General features: G+C 41.4%; 18 protein-coding genes. 3 read left to right on the forward strand and 15 right to left on the reverse strand.

The features are described 5' to 3' along the window. Window positions 1–7 precede the first annotated feature (7 nt). The 7 genes from nrfH to BHV72_RS12985 all read right to left on the reverse strand — a co-directional run bounded on the left by nrfH (window position 8) and on the right by BHV72_RS12985 (window position 5,089). Window positions 8–604, reverse strand: a complete 597-nt coding sequence (nrfH, locus tag BHV72_RS12955) for a cytochrome c nitrite reductase small subunit (protein ID WP_005678035.1) — start codon at window positions 602–604, stop codon at window positions 8–10. A gap of 141 nt (window positions 605–745) precedes the next feature. Further along, entirely contained in the window at window positions 746–1,228 is a 483-nt protein-coding gene (locus tag BHV72_RS12960) for a DUF4625 domain-containing protein (protein ID WP_122264449.1), read from the reverse strand. Further along, entirely contained in the window at window positions 1,228–3,384 is a 2,157-nt protein-coding gene (locus tag BHV72_RS12965) for a TonB-dependent receptor (RefSeq protein ID WP_122295486.1), read from the reverse strand. The genes BHV72_RS12960 and BHV72_RS12965 overlap by 1 nt, the downstream gene beginning before the upstream one ends. An 86-nt stretch (window positions 3,385–3,470) precedes the next feature. Next, window positions 3,471–3,785 carry a hypothetical protein gene (locus BHV72_RS12970; RefSeq protein WP_032837819.1) on the reverse strand — a complete coding sequence of 105 codons (315 nt, stop codon included), beginning with the start codon at window positions 3,783–3,785 and terminating at the stop codon, window positions 3,471–3,473. Between the two features lie 141 nt (window positions 3,786–3,926). Then, the gene (locus tag BHV72_RS19660) at window positions 3,927–4,073 is read right to left on the reverse strand and encodes a hypothetical protein (protein WP_229093677.1); all 147 of its coding nucleotides are present in this window, start codon (window positions 4,071–4,073) and stop codon (window positions 3,927–3,929) included. Window positions 4,074–4,219: 146 nt separating this feature from the next. Continuing rightward, window positions 4,220–4,375 carry a hypothetical protein gene (locus BHV72_RS12980; protein ID WP_172680729.1) on the reverse strand — a complete coding sequence of 52 codons (156 nt, stop codon included), beginning with the start codon at window positions 4,373–4,375 and terminating at the stop codon, window positions 4,220–4,222. A 12-nt stretch (window positions 4,376–4,387) separates the two neighbouring features. Then, a complete protein-coding gene (locus BHV72_RS12985; RefSeq protein WP_005681419.1) occupies window positions 4,388–5,089 on the reverse strand; it encodes an SIMPL domain-containing protein in 702 nt (233 codons plus the stop codon). 469 nt (window positions 5,090–5,558) lie between these two features. On the opposite strand from BHV72_RS12985, the gene BHV72_RS12990 reads away from it, so the two are divergent. Next, entirely contained in the window at window positions 5,559–5,834 is a 276-nt protein-coding gene (locus BHV72_RS12990) for a putative quinol monooxygenase (RefSeq protein WP_005681420.1), read from the forward strand. A gap of 133 nt (window positions 5,835–5,967) precedes the next feature. On the opposite strand, the gene BHV72_RS12995 is transcribed toward BHV72_RS12990, so the two are convergent. Both BHV72_RS12995 and BHV72_RS13000 read right to left on the reverse strand, forming a co-directional pair. Next, window positions 5,968–6,384 (reverse strand): pyridoxamine 5'-phosphate oxidase family protein, encoded by a 417-nt coding sequence (locus tag BHV72_RS12995; RefSeq protein ID WP_122295485.1) that lies wholly within the window; start codon window positions 6,382–6,384, stop codon window positions 5,968–5,970. Window positions 6,385–6,465: 81 nt separating this feature from the next. Then, on the reverse strand, window positions 6,466–7,290 hold the full coding sequence (locus tag BHV72_RS13000; protein WP_055173676.1) for an AraC family transcriptional regulator: 825 nt from the start codon (window positions 7,288–7,290) through the stop codon (window positions 6,466–6,468). A 75-nt stretch (window positions 7,291–7,365) separates the two neighbouring features. On the opposite strand from BHV72_RS13000, the gene BHV72_RS13005 reads away from it, so the two are divergent. Then, a complete protein-coding gene (locus tag BHV72_RS13005; RefSeq protein WP_122295484.1) occupies window positions 7,366–7,968 on the forward strand; it encodes a 3'-5' exonuclease in 603 nt (200 codons plus the stop codon). Between the two features lie 75 nt (window positions 7,969–8,043). Here BHV72_RS13005 and uxuA read toward each other — a convergent pair whose 3' ends face one another. The 5 genes from uxuA to BHV72_RS13030 form a co-directional block, all read right to left on the reverse strand. Continuing rightward, window positions 8,044–9,213 carry a mannonate dehydratase gene (gene uxuA, locus BHV72_RS13010; protein ID WP_005681423.1) on the reverse strand — a complete coding sequence of 390 codons (1,170 nt, stop codon included), beginning with the start codon at window positions 9,211–9,213 and terminating at the stop codon, window positions 8,044–8,046. Window positions 9,214–9,256: 43 nt separating this feature from the next. After that, complete coding sequence (locus tag BHV72_RS13015; protein WP_005678019.1) at window positions 9,257–10,069, reverse strand: SDR family oxidoreductase; 813 nt, start codon at window positions 10,067–10,069, stop codon at window positions 9,257–9,259. Between the two features lie 22 nt (window positions 10,070–10,091). After that, entirely contained in the window at window positions 10,092–11,162 is a 1,071-nt protein-coding gene (locus BHV72_RS13020; RefSeq protein ID WP_005681424.1) for a LacI family DNA-binding transcriptional regulator, read from the reverse strand. 376 nt (window positions 11,163–11,538) lie between these two features. Continuing rightward, window positions 11,539–11,826, reverse strand: a complete 288-nt coding sequence (locus BHV72_RS13025) for a YtxH domain-containing protein (RefSeq protein WP_005678016.1) — start codon at window positions 11,824–11,826, stop codon at window positions 11,539–11,541. 46 nt (window positions 11,827–11,872) lie between these two features. Beyond that, a complete protein-coding gene (locus BHV72_RS13030) occupies window positions 11,873–12,118 on the reverse strand; it encodes a GlsB/YeaQ/YmgE family stress response membrane protein (protein ID WP_005678015.1) in 246 nt (81 codons plus the stop codon). 360 nt (window positions 12,119–12,478) lie between these two features. Between BHV72_RS13030 and BHV72_RS13035 the strand changes: the two genes are divergently transcribed. Continuing rightward, on the forward strand, window positions 12,479–13,681 hold the full coding sequence (locus BHV72_RS13035) for an MFS transporter (protein WP_005678013.1): 1,203 nt from the start codon (window positions 12,479–12,481) through the stop codon (window positions 13,679–13,681). A 96-nt stretch (window positions 13,682–13,777) separates the two neighbouring features. Here the strand turns inward: BHV72_RS13035 and BHV72_RS13040 are convergent, their stop codons facing one another. After that, on the reverse strand, window positions 13,778–15,259 hold the full coding sequence (locus BHV72_RS13040) for a RagB/SusD family nutrient uptake outer membrane protein (protein WP_286856128.1): 1,482 nt from the start codon (window positions 15,257–15,259) through the stop codon (window positions 13,778–13,780). Between the last annotated feature and the right edge of the window lie 14 nt (window positions 15,260–15,273).

The raw sequence follows: 15,273 nt of genomic DNA on the forward strand, positions 1-15,273 counted from the left end.
ATTTTGCTTATTCTTTATTATCTATCATTTTTTGGAGCCATTCCGGCACGGGCGATTCGGGAAGCGGTACAATAGCTCCCGGAGCCGTGGACAGCGAGTTCTTCCCGCCATGAGGGACATCGCGGTGACAATCCCAACAAGCCTTTCCTTCTCCTACTTGCGACAGCATATAATCTATCTTTCCCGTCTTCACAAACTCCGTATTCAGTTGTGTATGGCAACGGATACAGTTATTCATAATCACTTGCGAACTGGCTTCGTGTGCCTGTATCACCTGCGGCTCACTTTTCGTGAGAAACGCCGCTACGTGCTTCATTCCGTCAATCCCCTTGAATGTCCACTTCTTTACCGCGTTTTCGTGAGGAACATGACAGTCATTACAAGTAGCATCCCGGGCATGCGAACTATGAAACCAGGTTGCATAATAAGGAGACATGATATGGCAATTCACACATGCTGCCGGATCATCTCCCAAATATGTATGTGCCCGAAGCATATACATAAATAAAACTCCTCCGCCCACGATAACGCCGGTAACAATGACAGCTATTATCTTCGATTTGTACGAAGGAAAAATTCGATTTATAATTGGCAACTTTATCATAGGGAAAAGTATTTTTCACAAAAGTAAAGCTTTGAAAACAATAAAGGTGTAATATCTATTACACCTTTAAATTTCTTTCTCCAATTTTGTACCTACAAAGGTCGCATTTTTTACAATGCACCTACTTATAATACCTTTATTCTATTCATGATGATGATATTCTTCTTCTACATCGTTACTCAATTCGATATTACGGGCAACATACGTCTCGTTTCCTGCAGCGTCCGTGCAATAAACCATTAAATGATAATCTCCCGGAGTTGCATCCTTCGGAATCATAATATCATGATGATGAATATGTGCCGTTTTCTTTCCGGAAATATCATAAGACTTGTTGAAGCTGAAATCGATGGTTTCTCCGGCCCCCCTGCTTTTTCCATGCGAATGGTGATCGAAGTTGCTGTGTATTTCAATCATATACGACTTCAACATCACGTCGTCCGACAGATCCATTTCAAAATGCACGCCGTATTCACTTCCTATTTTCAGCGCTTGCCCTTCTTCGGGTTCGTGCAGTTCAATCACCGGCTTAGTGGTATCACTATCCGAATCGTCACAAGAGATAAATACAAAAACAGACATTGCCAAAAGGCTGATTATCGGGAGATATAATTTAGTTCTCATTACAGTAATTTTTTAAATGGAATTTTGATTAATAATTGGAAGTTGTGTCCCGGTTCGGGGATTTCTACTTTCCTGTAAAAACTAAGATGATTGTAATATCGGGTATTGAAAATATTCCGGGCGGTCAGGGTTATTTCTATTGCCTGATTCCCCCGAATGGGAATATTCAACGAACCGCCTAAATGGAACAGGTTTGCACCCGGTGTACGGTCTTCGTTACGATCTACGCGATTTTGCCGGGCTATGGACTGCCACTCTGCATAAAGCATAACCTGTTTCCTCTGCCATGTCAACGTGTTCCGCATACTAAACGGAGGAGAAAAACTTAACGGGATATGCTCGTCGCAGTTGTAGGTATAAACATACTCACCGGAAATACGGTAATTGAAACTACGCAGAAAGTGAATGTCTATCGTTGCTTCCGTTCCGGCAAACAGCACCTCGGCTCCTGTGTAACGATAAATCTGTCCGGCATGCGGCAGGACAGACCACTCGCCCGTAGGACGCAGAAAGATGTAGTTACTAAACCAACTGACGAAGGGAGAAACGGAAATGGAAAACCCGTTATACCGTAAGTTATAAGAAGCGTCCATTTGCCATCCCTGTTCTGATTTCAGATTTGCATCTCCCTGTTCATGCCGGAAGGTCCCGTGATGCACACCGTTAGCCGCCAGTTCGTTCGCACCGGGCAGACGGAAGCTACGACCGACGTTTGCTTTTACCATGTGCCGTTCGGACGGTGTCCATACCAATCCCAGAGAGAATGAATAATCACCGAATTTCTTTTTCACTGCATGGCTGTTCCACTTATAGTGTTCTACCTGTTCTTCATCATATCCCTGTTTTCGGAGATAATCGGCAAGATAGGCGTCTTCATGCGAAGATATATGAATATATCCATAGTCATACCGCATTCCTCCGCTGACGGAGATAACATTATTAGGCTTATAAGTCGTAAGCCAAAGCAATCCGGTGGTGGAACGGTAGTATTCAGGCAATAAGAATGAATAACCGGAAATATCGTTCCGTTGATGCTGTCCGTCCCAACCCAATGCATGTTCCCACGAAGAAGAACCGATAAAGCGGACTTTTACCGATGCACTGAGAGTATTCAAGTTGAAAGCCAGTTCCTTGTCCGGGTCTTTCTCCGGTACGGGTTGCGAACCGTAATGGGTATGGAAAACACTCCATTCTTCACGGTGATTATTCTGGAATCCAAAGTCGCCCGACAAAACTAGCTTCTCCCACGCATACTGCTGAAGGGTAGTCACCTTCAGATGATTCACCTTGCTGTAAGGCAATTCCATGTTACGGCTGTCCCCGTCATCTTCTACGCGGGATGCATCCGGTATACCATGCGCCCCCGGAAAGAAACCAGTTTTTTGGTAGACGTTACTTACGGAATAGTTCGCTTTATATCTTTGCCGTTGATATTGGGCGAAGAATCCGATATTGCGTTCAATGCCTGCCGTATTCTTTAGCTTACGCCCGTAAACAGGCATTTTTTGCGTCAGGTAAACAATAGTATCCGTAGGGATGCGGTAATCCCCGAAATGCTGTTCGGAATAACGGACTTGTGCATACCAGAAACTCTTCTTTATTCCCAGCATAAATGATCCTCCGAGCGTTCCGTTGACGGACTTTCCCAGAAGTGTAACGTCTCCGAATAACATATCTACCGAGGGTACGGGAGGTGAAGTTATGTCAATCACCCCTCCCATTGCATCACTGCCATATAGTAGTGAAGAAGGACCTTTCAGGACATTGACAGTTCCGATATTGAAAGCATCCAGTTCCAGTCCGTGGTCGGCTCCCCATTGTTGTCCTTCCTGCTTGATTCCGTTTTCGAGTACAGCAATCCGGTTGAATCCCATTCCTCGGATCATCGGTTTGGAGAAGCCGGAACCTATATCCATTGCTTGCACGCCGGGGATGTTCTCCATTGCTTGCATGAAGTTTCCCGTAAAATGTTTGCGCAGAAAATCCTGATCCACTACATCAACCGCAAGCGCAGACTTTTTGGCTTGACGTTGCTGGTACGACTCAGTCACAACGACATCAGGCAAAAGTAAACTCTTGATTGAATCGGACTTCTGTGCGTGGGCGGGTAAGACTACAGTCAGCCCCAATACGCCCGAAATAATTCCGATACGCATCAATTACAATCTTTTATATAATGTGTAAAATGAATGTGAGGACAGGTTACGATAAGCCCGCCTTCTTGAAAAGTTTGATTATGTAATTATGCAACAGGGGGTGCACGCAATTGATGTGAATAAGTCCGTTTGCAAACGACCTTATCCTGATAAACAACCGGCTCGTAAGGCACGAGCGTTAATGTACAATGAAATTCTACCGGTTGAGGTTCAGTAAAGAAAGAAAGGGAGTATTGGCATATCGCACAATCTTCGGATGATTTGTGAGAATGCCCGGCATGAGAACATGACTTTTCATCCTCGCTTCCATGATAGTGAAAGGTCTTCACTACAAAGAACGGAATGAATGTCATGAACAACACCCATGCTATGTACGCTCTTGTTTTTCTCTTATGATACATTCTCCCTCTATTGATTATATAGAATAGCGGGAACAAATATAGGGGTATGAAAGAGAACTGACAAATTATCAGGCTTAATATGTGTTATCAGACAATATTCCTTTTCTGAAATTACCTCTGAAAAACTATTTTTAAATCATCTCATTCTTCCTGTTTCCATACATAAAACACATTCCTTCCCGCTCTAGTCACGGCAGCAGTATTCAATGCCCATTCACGGATATATACTTCGTCCGCTTCCGGTGTATCAACCAACTTCAATCTCTGCGGCTGCGCATTGACAGTCAACAGTTCGCCGACGGTGGTTTTCGCATCCAGTTTATTCTGGTACTTTTCGATAGCTTATGTATCCAAAGAAAGAAGGATTGTATGCCACTCCGATCTTCTCTGATATCTTCATCGGATAAGCAGAGTTCATCCAAGCGACTACCAGATTAGGAGAATTTCAACTTCAGTTCCTCACGCTTCGCCTGAGCAACCGAACGGCTTTTATCCAAAACAGCAGTTATATACGCATTGTTTCTACCCGCCTTACGGATGATAATCTTAGGTTCGATGATTTGCAGGAATCCGGTTTTCTTATACCCCAAAATAGGCATTTTTTATTTTATGGCAAAACGGGCGGTCATTTCATATCTCAGCTTGATGACACGGTACTGTTCGGTAGCCGCCGTCCCCATGCTGACATTGCTCTGTGCCTGGAAAGGAAGGTAACGGCTTATATTGTTATCGGCAGGTTCGATGATACGAATGACTTCACCCAATTGCTGTCCCATTGCTGCCACCAGATAGGATGCTTTCTCACGGGCTGCTTTCAATGCTTCAATCTTTCCCTGCTTCCTATACATCGGCAAGTCCTTATGTTTCAGTTCCCCGATACGCATTGATTCAATTCCCCATGTATTGACAGACCGGATAATGGAATTGATTTGCTCGAAATCCGTAAGACGAATATCCAGTTGTTTGCCAATCAGGAATTCCTTCCCTCTCTGACGCCAATAGTCCCCTACTTCCTGCGTACGGATAGCCTCATCCGATATTCCTATTTTACGCAAACTTTTACGCAAATCTTTCTCTATCACAGTCAACGGCACTTTCGTCCGAAAATCTTCCTCTTTCTTTGATTTACCCGTATATTCTTCTTCCCAGTATTCCTTTATCTGAATCAGAAAGTGTATTTCGTCCGGGACGACTTCTATCTCCGAAGAACCGGTCACTTCAATATATCTTTCATCACTTTCCTGAGCATTGGCAAGGATATTCCATGCGAACAAGGCAAAAGCCAATAAAAATACTTTTCTCATATCTTCGATTATTAGGGTGTTATTACTTTTTATATGCCATCAGTTCACAAAGCTATAAAAAAAATCCATATTACGAACTTCATTCTAAAATATCAAACAAGCACTTTCTATGTATCAAAATAACATCTCCTTTCTTTACTTTATACTTATAAGGCTGTTTGCCCAAAAGAAGAGAAACTATGCAGTAAATAACAAAATGAAAAACGGCTCGAGTGGAATTACTCAAACGAAAGAAATTAGCCTGTGGTTCGTGAGGCTAATATTAAGCCAGAAAAAAATTAAGAGTTGCGTCCAAAATAGTTGCTTTTTGATTCCAGAATAAATATAATCGTTTTTTTGATGATTATATGACGTTTTGATGAAATTTAAAGAACAAGCTATCCGACAAAGCACAAAAATAGTATCTTTGCCTGCGATTTATTCACCAAGATGTGATAAAGCTATTTTTAATCATTTAATAATAAAGACTATGATTAGATTGAATGTTTTCGTCCGCGTAAGCGAGACAAACCGCGAAAAAGCGATTGAAGCAGCTAAGGAACTGACTACTTGCTCTTTAAAGGAAGAAGGATGCATTGCTTATGATACTTTCGAAAGCAGTACCCGTCACGACGTTTTCATGATTTGTGAAACATGGCAGAACGCTGAGGTATTGGCAGCTCACGAGAAGTCTCCGCATTTCGGCAAATATGTAGGTATCATTCAGGAATTAGCTGAAATGAAACTAGAGAAGTTCGAATTCTAAATGAAACACGGAGAATAGATATACTATCTATCCAACTATCATCAGAAAGAGAGAGACATTCTTCTTCGGAAGGAAAGAATGTTTCTCTCTTTTTATATTTCCATATCCCACGGGAATAAAAATGTATGAAGGACTAGTCCAGTTTCTTATGAATAAATGTCCCTTCAATCCAATAAGTCGCGTGATTCGATTCAAATTTCAGCAGTACATAGCCCGGGTCGGTAGGGCCACCGGGGCAATGCTCGATAAACCAGTCCTGCCAAAGTTCCTTTTTCATTTTCTCGTCCGTTACCACTTCTACAGTTCCCGTTAAGGCTACGCTGTCTCCCTTATCCTGAAAGCATAATCCGGCTTTCGGGTTCTTACGAAAGTCGATAGTTTTTAATGAGTCCGCTCCGGTAGACATCCAAATAGTAGAAATTCCCTCTGTTGCAATCTTGCTCATCGGCACAGGACGGGGATATCCCTCTTTGTTTACAGAAGCAAGCACTACAACTTCACATCTCTGCAACAACTCGGTTGCTTTCTCTTTCATTGTTTTTGTTGACATAATCTTATTGGATTTATATTATACCTGCAAAGATAATGGCATAAACCTCTGTTCTATTGTAAAAAATCGACTTTTACAAACCTACTTTTGCGGTTCGATATAGGTCAACGTCGTATCATCCGGTATTGTAATCGAAAGAAATGAGGCAGGAGTGCTACCCGATAATGTCTTAATCTCTTTTGAGAAATGCGCCAAGTCATAATATCCCGCATTCACTGCCGTAGTCAATAAATTGGGAGATGTTGTATTCCTTAACAATTCTACGGCATTCTTGAATTTGACAATACGGCTGTATTCTTTCGGAGTAAATCCGGTATAATACTTGAACTTCCGTTCAAAATGGCGCTGACACAAACAGACCTCATCGATCAAACTACGAACAGGACGTTTTCCTCCGAACTGATTGATTATATCCACCGCCACAACAATATGAGAATCGGCAGACTCATAATGACGAGACAGATACGACAACAAATATTCTTCTACTATCCGTATCCGGTCGCCTATATGTTCTTGCTCGCATAGCCTTTCAACAAAAGTATCATCAAAAACTGCTTTCATTTCCCTTGTACTGATTCTATCATTTACAAATTCATGTAAAGGCAACTTTGTAAAACAGGACAATCCGCAAGGCAAAAAACGAACACCAAACATATGAACCGATTCGGAATATGTAATCAGTTCGGAATATTTCGTCATCGGCCCCACAAAGTACGAACGATAAGGTTGCATAATCAAGCTTTCTTCCTCCACTGTATCTGCGACTTCTCCAAGCGTAAAAATAAAATCGGTACAACCATCCGGCAGAATATGGATGCGCATACCATATTCCGGGTTACCTTTAAATTCCCAATAGTTGTCAATATAGGGAGCAAGCAAATGAGAAGGCTGATATTCTGTATACATTGATATATTTTACAGGCAAATATAGAGAGAATAAATTCTAATTCAATACATTTGTATTCAAAAAACAACGGACTAATGAAAGACTTTGCAGCAATCGACTTTGAAACTGCCAATGGCAAGCGTACCAGTGTATGCAGTGTCGGTATTGTCATCGTAAAAGGCGGTAAGATTGTGAATAAAATCTATCGTCTGATTCGTCCTGCACCCAACTATTATACTCAATGGACAACAGCTATCCACGGACTTACCTACGATGACACTATGGAAGCGGATGATTTTCCAGAAGTATGGGCGGAAATCAAGCCATTGCTGGAAGGACTTCCGCTTGTAGCTCACAATAGCCCTTTTGATGAAGGTTGCCTCCGTGCTGTTCACGAATTATATGGTATGACTTATCCTAATTACAAGTTTTATTGTACCTGCCGTACTTCAAGGAAAGTGTTCGGAAAGGATCTGCCCAATCATCAGTTGCATACAGTAGCAGAACGATGCGGATATAACTTGGAGAATCACCACCACGCACTTGCTGACGCAGAAGCCTGCGCCCAAATTGCATTACTAATTATTCCTGAACCGAAAAAAGCGAAGCCAGCGAAAAAAGCAAATAAAGATACGCACGTCGGAGACTTATTCGATTCACTCATTCCTCAAACGGTAACAGTGAAAAAGACCAAATAAAAAACACTACAACTATTATCTCAATCAATAATAGCCGTAGTGCTTCTATAATAAAATGCTAATTATGTACTCAAATTAAAGGATAGACTTAGCGATGCCCATTTCCAAACCGCGAAGTTCTGCCAATCCGCGAAGGCGTCCTAAACAAGAATACCCCGGATTTGTCTTCTTCTTCAAATCATCAATCATCTGATGCCCGTGGTCGGGACGCATAGCGATAGAGCATTTGCGACGTTGTTGCAGAAGAATAAGAGCTTTCATTACATTGTACATATCTACGTTTCCTTCCAAATGGTTTGCTTCGTAGAAATTGCCTTCTTCATCACGCTGTGTACTACGCAAATGTACAAAGTTTACACGATCACCGAAACGTTCCATCATACCGGCAAGGTCATTATCAGCACGTACACCGAAAGAGCCTGTACACAGGCAAAGACCGTTGGATTCGTTAGGTACGGCTTCAATCAGTTTTTTGAAGTCTTCTTCTGTACTCAGGATACGCGGCAGACCTAAGATTGTATAAGGAGGGTCATCCGGGTGAATCACCAGCTTCACTCCTACTTCATCGGCAACGGGAGCAATTTCTTTCAGGAAGAAAATCAGGTTGGAACGAAGTTTTTCAGCGTCAATGTCATTGTAACGGTCGAGCGCTTCCTGAAATTGTTCTACTGTGAAACTTTCTTCAGAGCCCGGAAGTCCGGCAATCATGTTACGAACCAAGAGATTCTTATCGTCTTCGCTCATCTGTTCAAAGCGAGCTTTCGCTTTGGCTATTTCTTCAGGAGTATAGTCTTTTTCTGCGTTCGGACGTTTCAAGATGAAAAGGTCGAAAGCTACAAAAGCCGCTTTTTCAAAACGAAGCGCTTTAGAGCCGTCGGGCAGTGTATAGGCAAGATCAGTACGTGTCCAGTCCAATACAGGCATAAAGTTGTAAGTAACTACCATTACGCCACATTTTGCCAGGTTACGGATACTTTCCTTATAGTTCTCGATATATTTCATGAAGTCGCCTGTCTGTGTCTTGATATGTTCGTGCACAGGTACACTTTCTACAACAGACCATGTCAGACCTACCTCTTCAATCATTTGCTTACGCTTCATGATTTCTTCTACTGTCCATACTTCACCATTTGGAATATGATGAAGCGCGTTTACTATACCGGTAGCGCCGGCTTGTTTAATATCCCACAAGCTTACCGGGTCGTTAGGACCATACCAGCGCCAAGTTTGTTCACATAAATACATATATAGCTGTTATTTATAGATTACTGATTATGATTGAAATAAATTAGATAGAGAATGCGTCGAAACCACCATCGATAACAGCTACTGTACCTGTTACGAAGTTAGAAGCATCACTAATCAGATAATGGATTGTTCCATAAAGATCTTCCGGTTCGCCGAAACGGTTGAACGGAGTATGAGCAAGGATTGTCTTTGAACGGTCAGTCAAAGAACCATCAGGATTAGTTAATAATGTACGGTTTTGTTCTGTCAGGAAAAAGCCCGGAGCGATAGCGTTTACGCGCAAGCCGTTACCGAATTTCAGAGCCAGTTCACCAGCCATATATTTAGTAAAGTTGGCGATAGCAGCTTTTGCCGCACCGTATCCTACTACACGGGTCAACGGACGAAGAGCTGATTCAGAGCAGAAGTTTACGATAGAGCCTTTCTTCTGTTCTACCATGATCTCAGCAAATACCATTGTAGGTAACACTGTACCGAACAGGTTCAGGTCTACTACCTTTTTGAAAGCGTCAATCTGCAAGTCGAAGAAAGTCTTGTCCGGCGCGATTGTTGCACCTGCCATGTTACCACCGGCAGCGTTCAGCAGTACATCAATGCGGCCATAAGCTTTCATAATTTCCACTTTGTTGCCTTCCAATACTTCTTTGTCCATTACATCAGTATAAAGGAACATAGCTTCGTTGCCCTCAGCTTTGATGCTGTCTACCAATGCTTTTCCTGCTTCTTCGCTTCTATCGAGCACAACAACTTTTGCACCTTCTTTTGCGAGGTATGCAGCAATTCCTTTACCTAAGATTCCGGCTCCACCGGTAATTACAACAACTTTGTCCTTTACGTTAAATAATTCATTCATGGTTTCTAAAAAATTTATATGTTTATAGCTTATTGTTCAGATAATATTTCAGATTCTCTTTCAGGAGAATATCTATCGGCATCAGATTTACCATTTCAGAATGTTGCTTGAACAACAGATGATTGCATAAGGATTTAATTCCTTCATATCCCTGCCGTTCGGGACGCTGTGCAACCAATGCGGTAATCACTCCTTCCGAAAGTAACTGCGTATTTCTCTCGATAAGGTCATACCCTACCAGTTTTACCGATTGCATGGCTCTTGCTTTCAGGTAATTTCCCAAAATATAGCAGGTAGAATTGAAAATAACAGCTCCTTCGATATTCGGATTTGATTCAAAGATTTCATCAAGTTTTGTGAAATTGTATACCGAGTCATTGATTTTCAACTCCACTTCATGCAGACTTCCGGTGAATCTCATTTCTTTTAGGTAACGGCAAAATCCCTCTCTACGGTTTCTTCCCTGATTAGAGTCATTCTTTCCGCTATGGATAATCCGTGCCATGAGAATATCGGAAGCGGGAGAGATTCTATCTGTCAGCAACCTGGCGGCAATAACTCCGGCATCATAAGATTCTGTACCGAAATAGGCTAGTTGATGTTGTCCCTCAATATTGGAATCAACATAAATATAGGGAATTTCGAATCGGTCGAGTTCCCGCGAAAGCCGGATAACTGAATCGGTAAACAATGTGGCAATTAACACACCGTCCACCTTCTTGTCCAACAGATTGCGAACTATATCATCAAAAGTTTTGTTGTCATACTGGTCAAAAAAGAGTTTCGTGATAGTTATATTATAAGACCCCATTTCGGATGCAGCCTTATCAATGCCTTCCGAAATGGCTTCCCAATACTCTCCCTGAGCAAAAGACGGGGTGATTGCAATAAAGTGATACTGTTTCTTAGACGCCAATGAACGTGCCATGAGATTAGGCTGGTAATTAACCATCTCCAGAATAGCCTGCACTTTTTTCCTGTTTTCTTCAGATACCCGTCCACGATTATGAATGACTCTATCCACCGTACCGACAGAGACACCCGCCATTTTAGCGATGTCTACAATACGAATATTTGAGAATTCTTTGTCCATTCTTAATAAGTATCTTGTTTTTCGTCGACAAAAGTAAAATGAATTATTGAATTAAGCAATAGTGTGTGCGCACACACATGAAGTCATAAAACGAACTATAAAACTAATTATCAAACACTTACCTCAACGACAACAAACATATACATGTTATTAAACATAAGAAAAAAGATAAAAACATTAAGAAAAAGCACTCCAGAGAATGGATACAGAAAAGAAAAGAAAGACTTTTGATCACTGAAAAAAGACAGAAAGAATAGAGAAATGGTAAAGTGTGCACGAACACATGAAAATATTCAGTGTATATAAAAGCAAATAGAATGGTAAAAAAGAAATTGGTAATCAATTAGATGTTAACTGATTACCAATTCTGGGAATGTTATTTTTCCCATTTTTCTTTTGCTTTTCCAGCGACTTTATCAGCTTCTGCTGCCACTTTATCAGCTATTTCAGCTCCGGTTTCTACCGCTTTCAATCCAAGATTCATTGCTTTCTTCTCTGCACAAGCTGCTGCCACCTCAGCATCACGACCAATGCGGTGGATAGCGTCATAAATTTCACTTTCCAGTTGTTTAGCTTTTGCTGTACGTGAAAGACGATAAACAACAGCACCAAGGATAGAACCTATTCCGAGTCCAATCCAGAAATTTCCATGTCTACATTCCATAATTAAGTTCAGTTTTTTTAGATTAAAAATAAATTATATAAAATACCTATTTGGATTTTGAGAATAAAGAAGCAATCCATAATACAAGAATAGCCCCCACTGTAGAAGTTATCAAACTTCCTATCAATCCCGAGGCTGCAAGTCCGAAAAGGGCAAATACCCAACCGCCTAATACACCTCCTAGAATACCAAGTAATAAATTTATTACAAGACCAAAACCTCCGCCGCGCATAATTTTGCCTGCAAGGAATCCGGCCACAATACCAATAATAATATACCAAATAAAGCTCATATCATCCTCCTTTTTTATTTAACAACAGCAGGTGTGGCGAATGGTTCAGTCAGTCAAAAATGAATTAACGACAATTTACAATCCTTAGTTCTAGGGTTTTATTATCAGAGACTATTCTCTTGAAGTAAAAAAAGGGTCTGCCAAAGAAATGACTTCACAATATCCGAACAAACTATCTTTATACCCTGCTCGGCAGTCTTATCCGCTTCAATCGAGGACAGACAACCTTTAAAAGAATCTATCGCCAGCACTACTTTCTTCATATCATATAGAATTAATCGTAGCAAATATATTGAGAAACGGGAAGTTTGCGTACCTTTGCAGCCAATTTTTCAGGAACATCTCTAAAGAACAGGTATTATGGTACAGAATCAGGAACAACCCGTAGGAAAAATTACATTCTCCATTTTAATCGCATTGAGTCTCTCACATTGCCTCAATGACCTTTTACAATCGGTTTTATCGGCCTCTTATCCTCTATTCAAAGATGACTTAGGACTTAGTTTCGCTCAAATCGGACTGATAACATTGGTTTATCAACTTTCAGCTTCGGTTTTTCAGCCGATTACGGGAATTATCTTTGATAAATATCCCGTCGCGTGGTCATTGCCTATCGGAATGAGCTTCACTATGATAGGGCTGATAAACTTAGCTTTTTCTGATAATCTTTATTGGATATTATTGTCTGTATTCTTAATCGGAATCGGTTCTTCCGTATTGCACCCGGAAGCCTCGCGCATCACATTCCTTGCTTCGGGCGGGAAACGCGGATTGGCACAGTCACTCTTTCAGGTGGGTGGTAATTTTGGCGGTTCATTAGGCCCTTTACTAGTAGCTTTACTGGTAGCTCCCTATGGAAGACAACACCTTCTTATATTCGCATTTGTCGCATTGGCAGCAATTGCCGTCATGTATCCGATATGTAAATGGTATAAGTCTTATCTCAATCGGATGAAGGCTCAGACGGTCAGCATCAGAAAGCCGGTCCACCTCCCTTTACCTATGGATAAAACAGCTATTTCTATCGGTATATTATTGATATTGATTTTCTCAAAATATATCTATATGGCAAGTCTGACCAGTTATTATACATTTTATCTGATTCACAAATTCAATGTTACGGTACAGGAATCACAGCTATATTTATTCATATTCTTAGTTGCTACCGCTATCGGGACATTGATTGGCGGTCCTGTGGGCGACCGTGTCGGTAGAAAATATGTTATTTGGGCCTCAATTTTGGGAGCTGCCCCGTTCAGTTTATTAATGCCTCACGCTAATCTGGTATGGACTATTATTCTTAGTTTCTGCGTAGGATTGATGCTTTCTTCCGCTTTTCCCGCCATATTACTTTATGCACAAGAGTTGCTTCCGACCAAGCTCGGATTAATATCAGGACTGTTCTTTGGATTTGCTTTCGGAGTTGCCGGCGTTGCATCGGCTGTGCTTGGCAACTTAGCGGATAAGACGAGCATTGAGTATGTTTACAATATCTGTGCTTATATGCCGTTGCTGGGATTAGTCACGTTCTTTCTGCCTAATTTGAAGAAACAGAAAATATAAAATAATATCCTCAATATAGAAAATAGTCGGCACGCATCCTCACGATGCATGCCGACTCACAAGTTAAGGTCAAAGTCAAAAAATTAAGAGAGCTATTTATATGTTAGGATTAGCATTAATTTCTTTTTGCGGGATAGCATACAAATAATAAGTGCTATTTACTATAAACGGCTTTCCGTTCGGGAAGTTAAGAAACCAATGTCCCAATGGATTACGTTTGGCAAAGCTACCATCTTCCTGCCAACAGTCTACTTCCATTTTTTGTTCATCTTCCGACAAGGCTGTACGCTCCACAGCTTTTTGTGTACGAAGTATATCTGTAATACCAAATCCTTCTCCCCAAAGTTCGCGGCGACGTTCCATCAGAATCTCATTGATTACATCTTCCTGTGATTTTCCCGTTACCTCATAATCCCCTACTCCACGGGCATTACGCAACGTGTTCAAGGGTGCAACAGCCTGCGCCAACGCCACGCCATCGCGTACTTTTGCTTCAGCTTCTATCAAATACATTTCAGCAGCACGCATCAAGACCAAGTCAGCCGTATCATCTGCACGCATATGGAATTTCTTATATCCCAAATATCCTTCACGCATCCACTGAAACAAAGGCAAACGAATATCACCTTCGGTAAAGGTATCTTTTAAATGAGGATCAGCCATAAAACTGCTATAAGCTCCGACGTATGTGGCATCCAAATAATAGAAGTTATAGCTGGCGTCCGATTGGGAAGGTATTTGAGGGAATCCCCATATCCATTCCTTATTGGATATATTATTAAAACCTTCGTACTCGGCAGTAGTTGTCATCAATGTATAGCCTGCACGAGCGGCTTCAGCAACTTTTGCAGCTTCTTTCCACTGTCCGGTCAGCAAGTAGGCACGAGCCAGAAGGCCGTTGACGACTGCTACATTCGGCTTGAACTTCTGGTTATCACCACTGCGAACATAGTTTTTCAAATAATCCTGCGCCAAGTTCAAATCGTCAAAAATACGCTGGTAAACCTGTGCCACTGTCGATTTTCCTTTCGGTACCGTCTCATTATTACTCGGTTCGGTATAAATAGGAACACAAGGTGCATCCTTATCCTTCAAATAGGTAAATTGATAATGCTGTACCAAATGCAAATAGCAGAAAGCACGCAATGCCAATGCTTGTCCCTGTACCTGTCGGAGTTCTTCCGAATCCCCCTTGATAGAAATGGCAGTATTACAATTATCTATCGTTTTATATATCAGATACCAAGCAAACTCTGTTCTACTGTTCGAAGAAAGTGCTATATCATTAAACTGATACGAAGAATTAAAACCATATTTCGGACGGGAAACAACATCACTTGCCATCATATCATCCAGACACTGAAGTGCCCGATAACCAATATTGGCATAGGTACTTGAATAATCGAACAGATTATACCAGGCACCATTTACAAGTGCTTCCGCATTTTCGGGTACAGATACCTTATCCGAACTTACCGCATCTGTGGGATCTGTATCCAAAAAGCTACTGCTACAGCTCGTTGCCAGAAAAAGACCGGCAACAGCTACAAGAATGGATTGTATTTTTATTTTTCTCATAATTTAGTCTGAAT

Source organism: Bacteroides sp. 43_46 (assembly GCF_001915455.1).
In the GTDB taxonomy this organism is placed as follows: domain Bacteria; phylum Bacteroidota; class Bacteroidia; order Bacteroidales; family Bacteroidaceae; genus Bacteroides; species Bacteroides caccae.

What these genes read in the sequence shown, in the direction of transcription:
- BHV72_RS12965 (WP_122295486.1), bottom strand. Translation starts at nt 3,384, where the DNA reads ATGCGTATCGGAATTATTTCGGGCGTATTGGGGCTGACTGTAGTCTTA.
- BHV72_RS12995 (WP_122295485.1), bottom strand. Translation starts at nt 6,384, where the DNA reads ATGTCAACAAAAACAATGAAAGAGAAAGCAACCGAGTTGTTGCAGAGA.
- BHV72_RS13015 (WP_005678019.1), bottom strand. Translation starts at nt 10,069, where the DNA reads ATGAATGAATTATTTAACGTAAAGGACAAAGTTGTTGTAATTACCGGT.
- BHV72_RS13030 (WP_005678015.1), bottom strand. Translation starts at nt 12,118, where the DNA reads ATGAGCTTTATTTGGTATATTATTATTGGTATTGTGGCCGGATTCCTT.
- BHV72_RS13005 (WP_122295484.1), top strand. Translation starts at nt 7,366, where the DNA reads ATGAAAGACTTTGCAGCAATCGACTTTGAAACTGCCAATGGCAAGCGT.
- BHV72_RS12985 (WP_005681419.1), bottom strand. Translation starts at nt 5,089, where the DNA reads ATGAGAAAAGTATTTTTATTGGCTTTTGCCTTGTTCGCATGGAATATC.
- BHV72_RS13025 (WP_005678016.1), bottom strand. Translation starts at nt 11,826, where the DNA reads ATGGAATGTAGACATGGAAATTTCTGGATTGGACTCGGAATAGGTTCT.
- uxuA (WP_005681423.1), bottom strand. Translation starts at nt 9,213, where the DNA reads ATGTATTTATGTGAACAAACTTGGCGCTGGTATGGTCCTAACGACCCG.
- BHV72_RS12990 (WP_005681420.1), top strand. Translation starts at nt 5,559, where the DNA reads ATGATTAGATTGAATGTTTTCGTCCGCGTAAGCGAGACAAACCGCGAA.
- BHV72_RS13040 (WP_286856128.1), bottom strand. Translation starts at nt 15,259, where the DNA reads ATGAGAAAAATAAAAATACAATCCATTCTTGTAGCTGTTGCCGGTCTT.
- BHV72_RS13000 (WP_055173676.1), bottom strand. Translation starts at nt 7,290, where the DNA reads ATGTATACAGAATATCAGCCTTCTCATTTGCTTGCTCCCTATATTGAC.
- nrfH (WP_005678035.1), bottom strand. Translation starts at nt 604, where the DNA reads ATGATAAAGTTGCCAATTATAAATCGAATTTTTCCTTCGTACAAATCG.
- BHV72_RS13035 (WP_005678013.1), top strand. Translation starts at nt 12,479, where the DNA reads ATGGTACAGAATCAGGAACAACCCGTAGGAAAAATTACATTCTCCATT.
- BHV72_RS12960 (WP_122264449.1), bottom strand. Translation starts at nt 1,228, where the DNA reads ATGAGAACTAAATTATATCTCCCGATAATCAGCCTTTTGGCAATGTCT.
- BHV72_RS13020 (WP_005681424.1), bottom strand. Translation starts at nt 11,162, where the DNA reads ATGGACAAAGAATTCTCAAATATTCGTATTGTAGACATCGCTAAAATG.
- BHV72_RS12970 (WP_032837819.1), bottom strand. Translation starts at nt 3,785, where the DNA reads ATGTATCATAAGAGAAAAACAAGAGCGTACATAGCATGGGTGTTGTTC.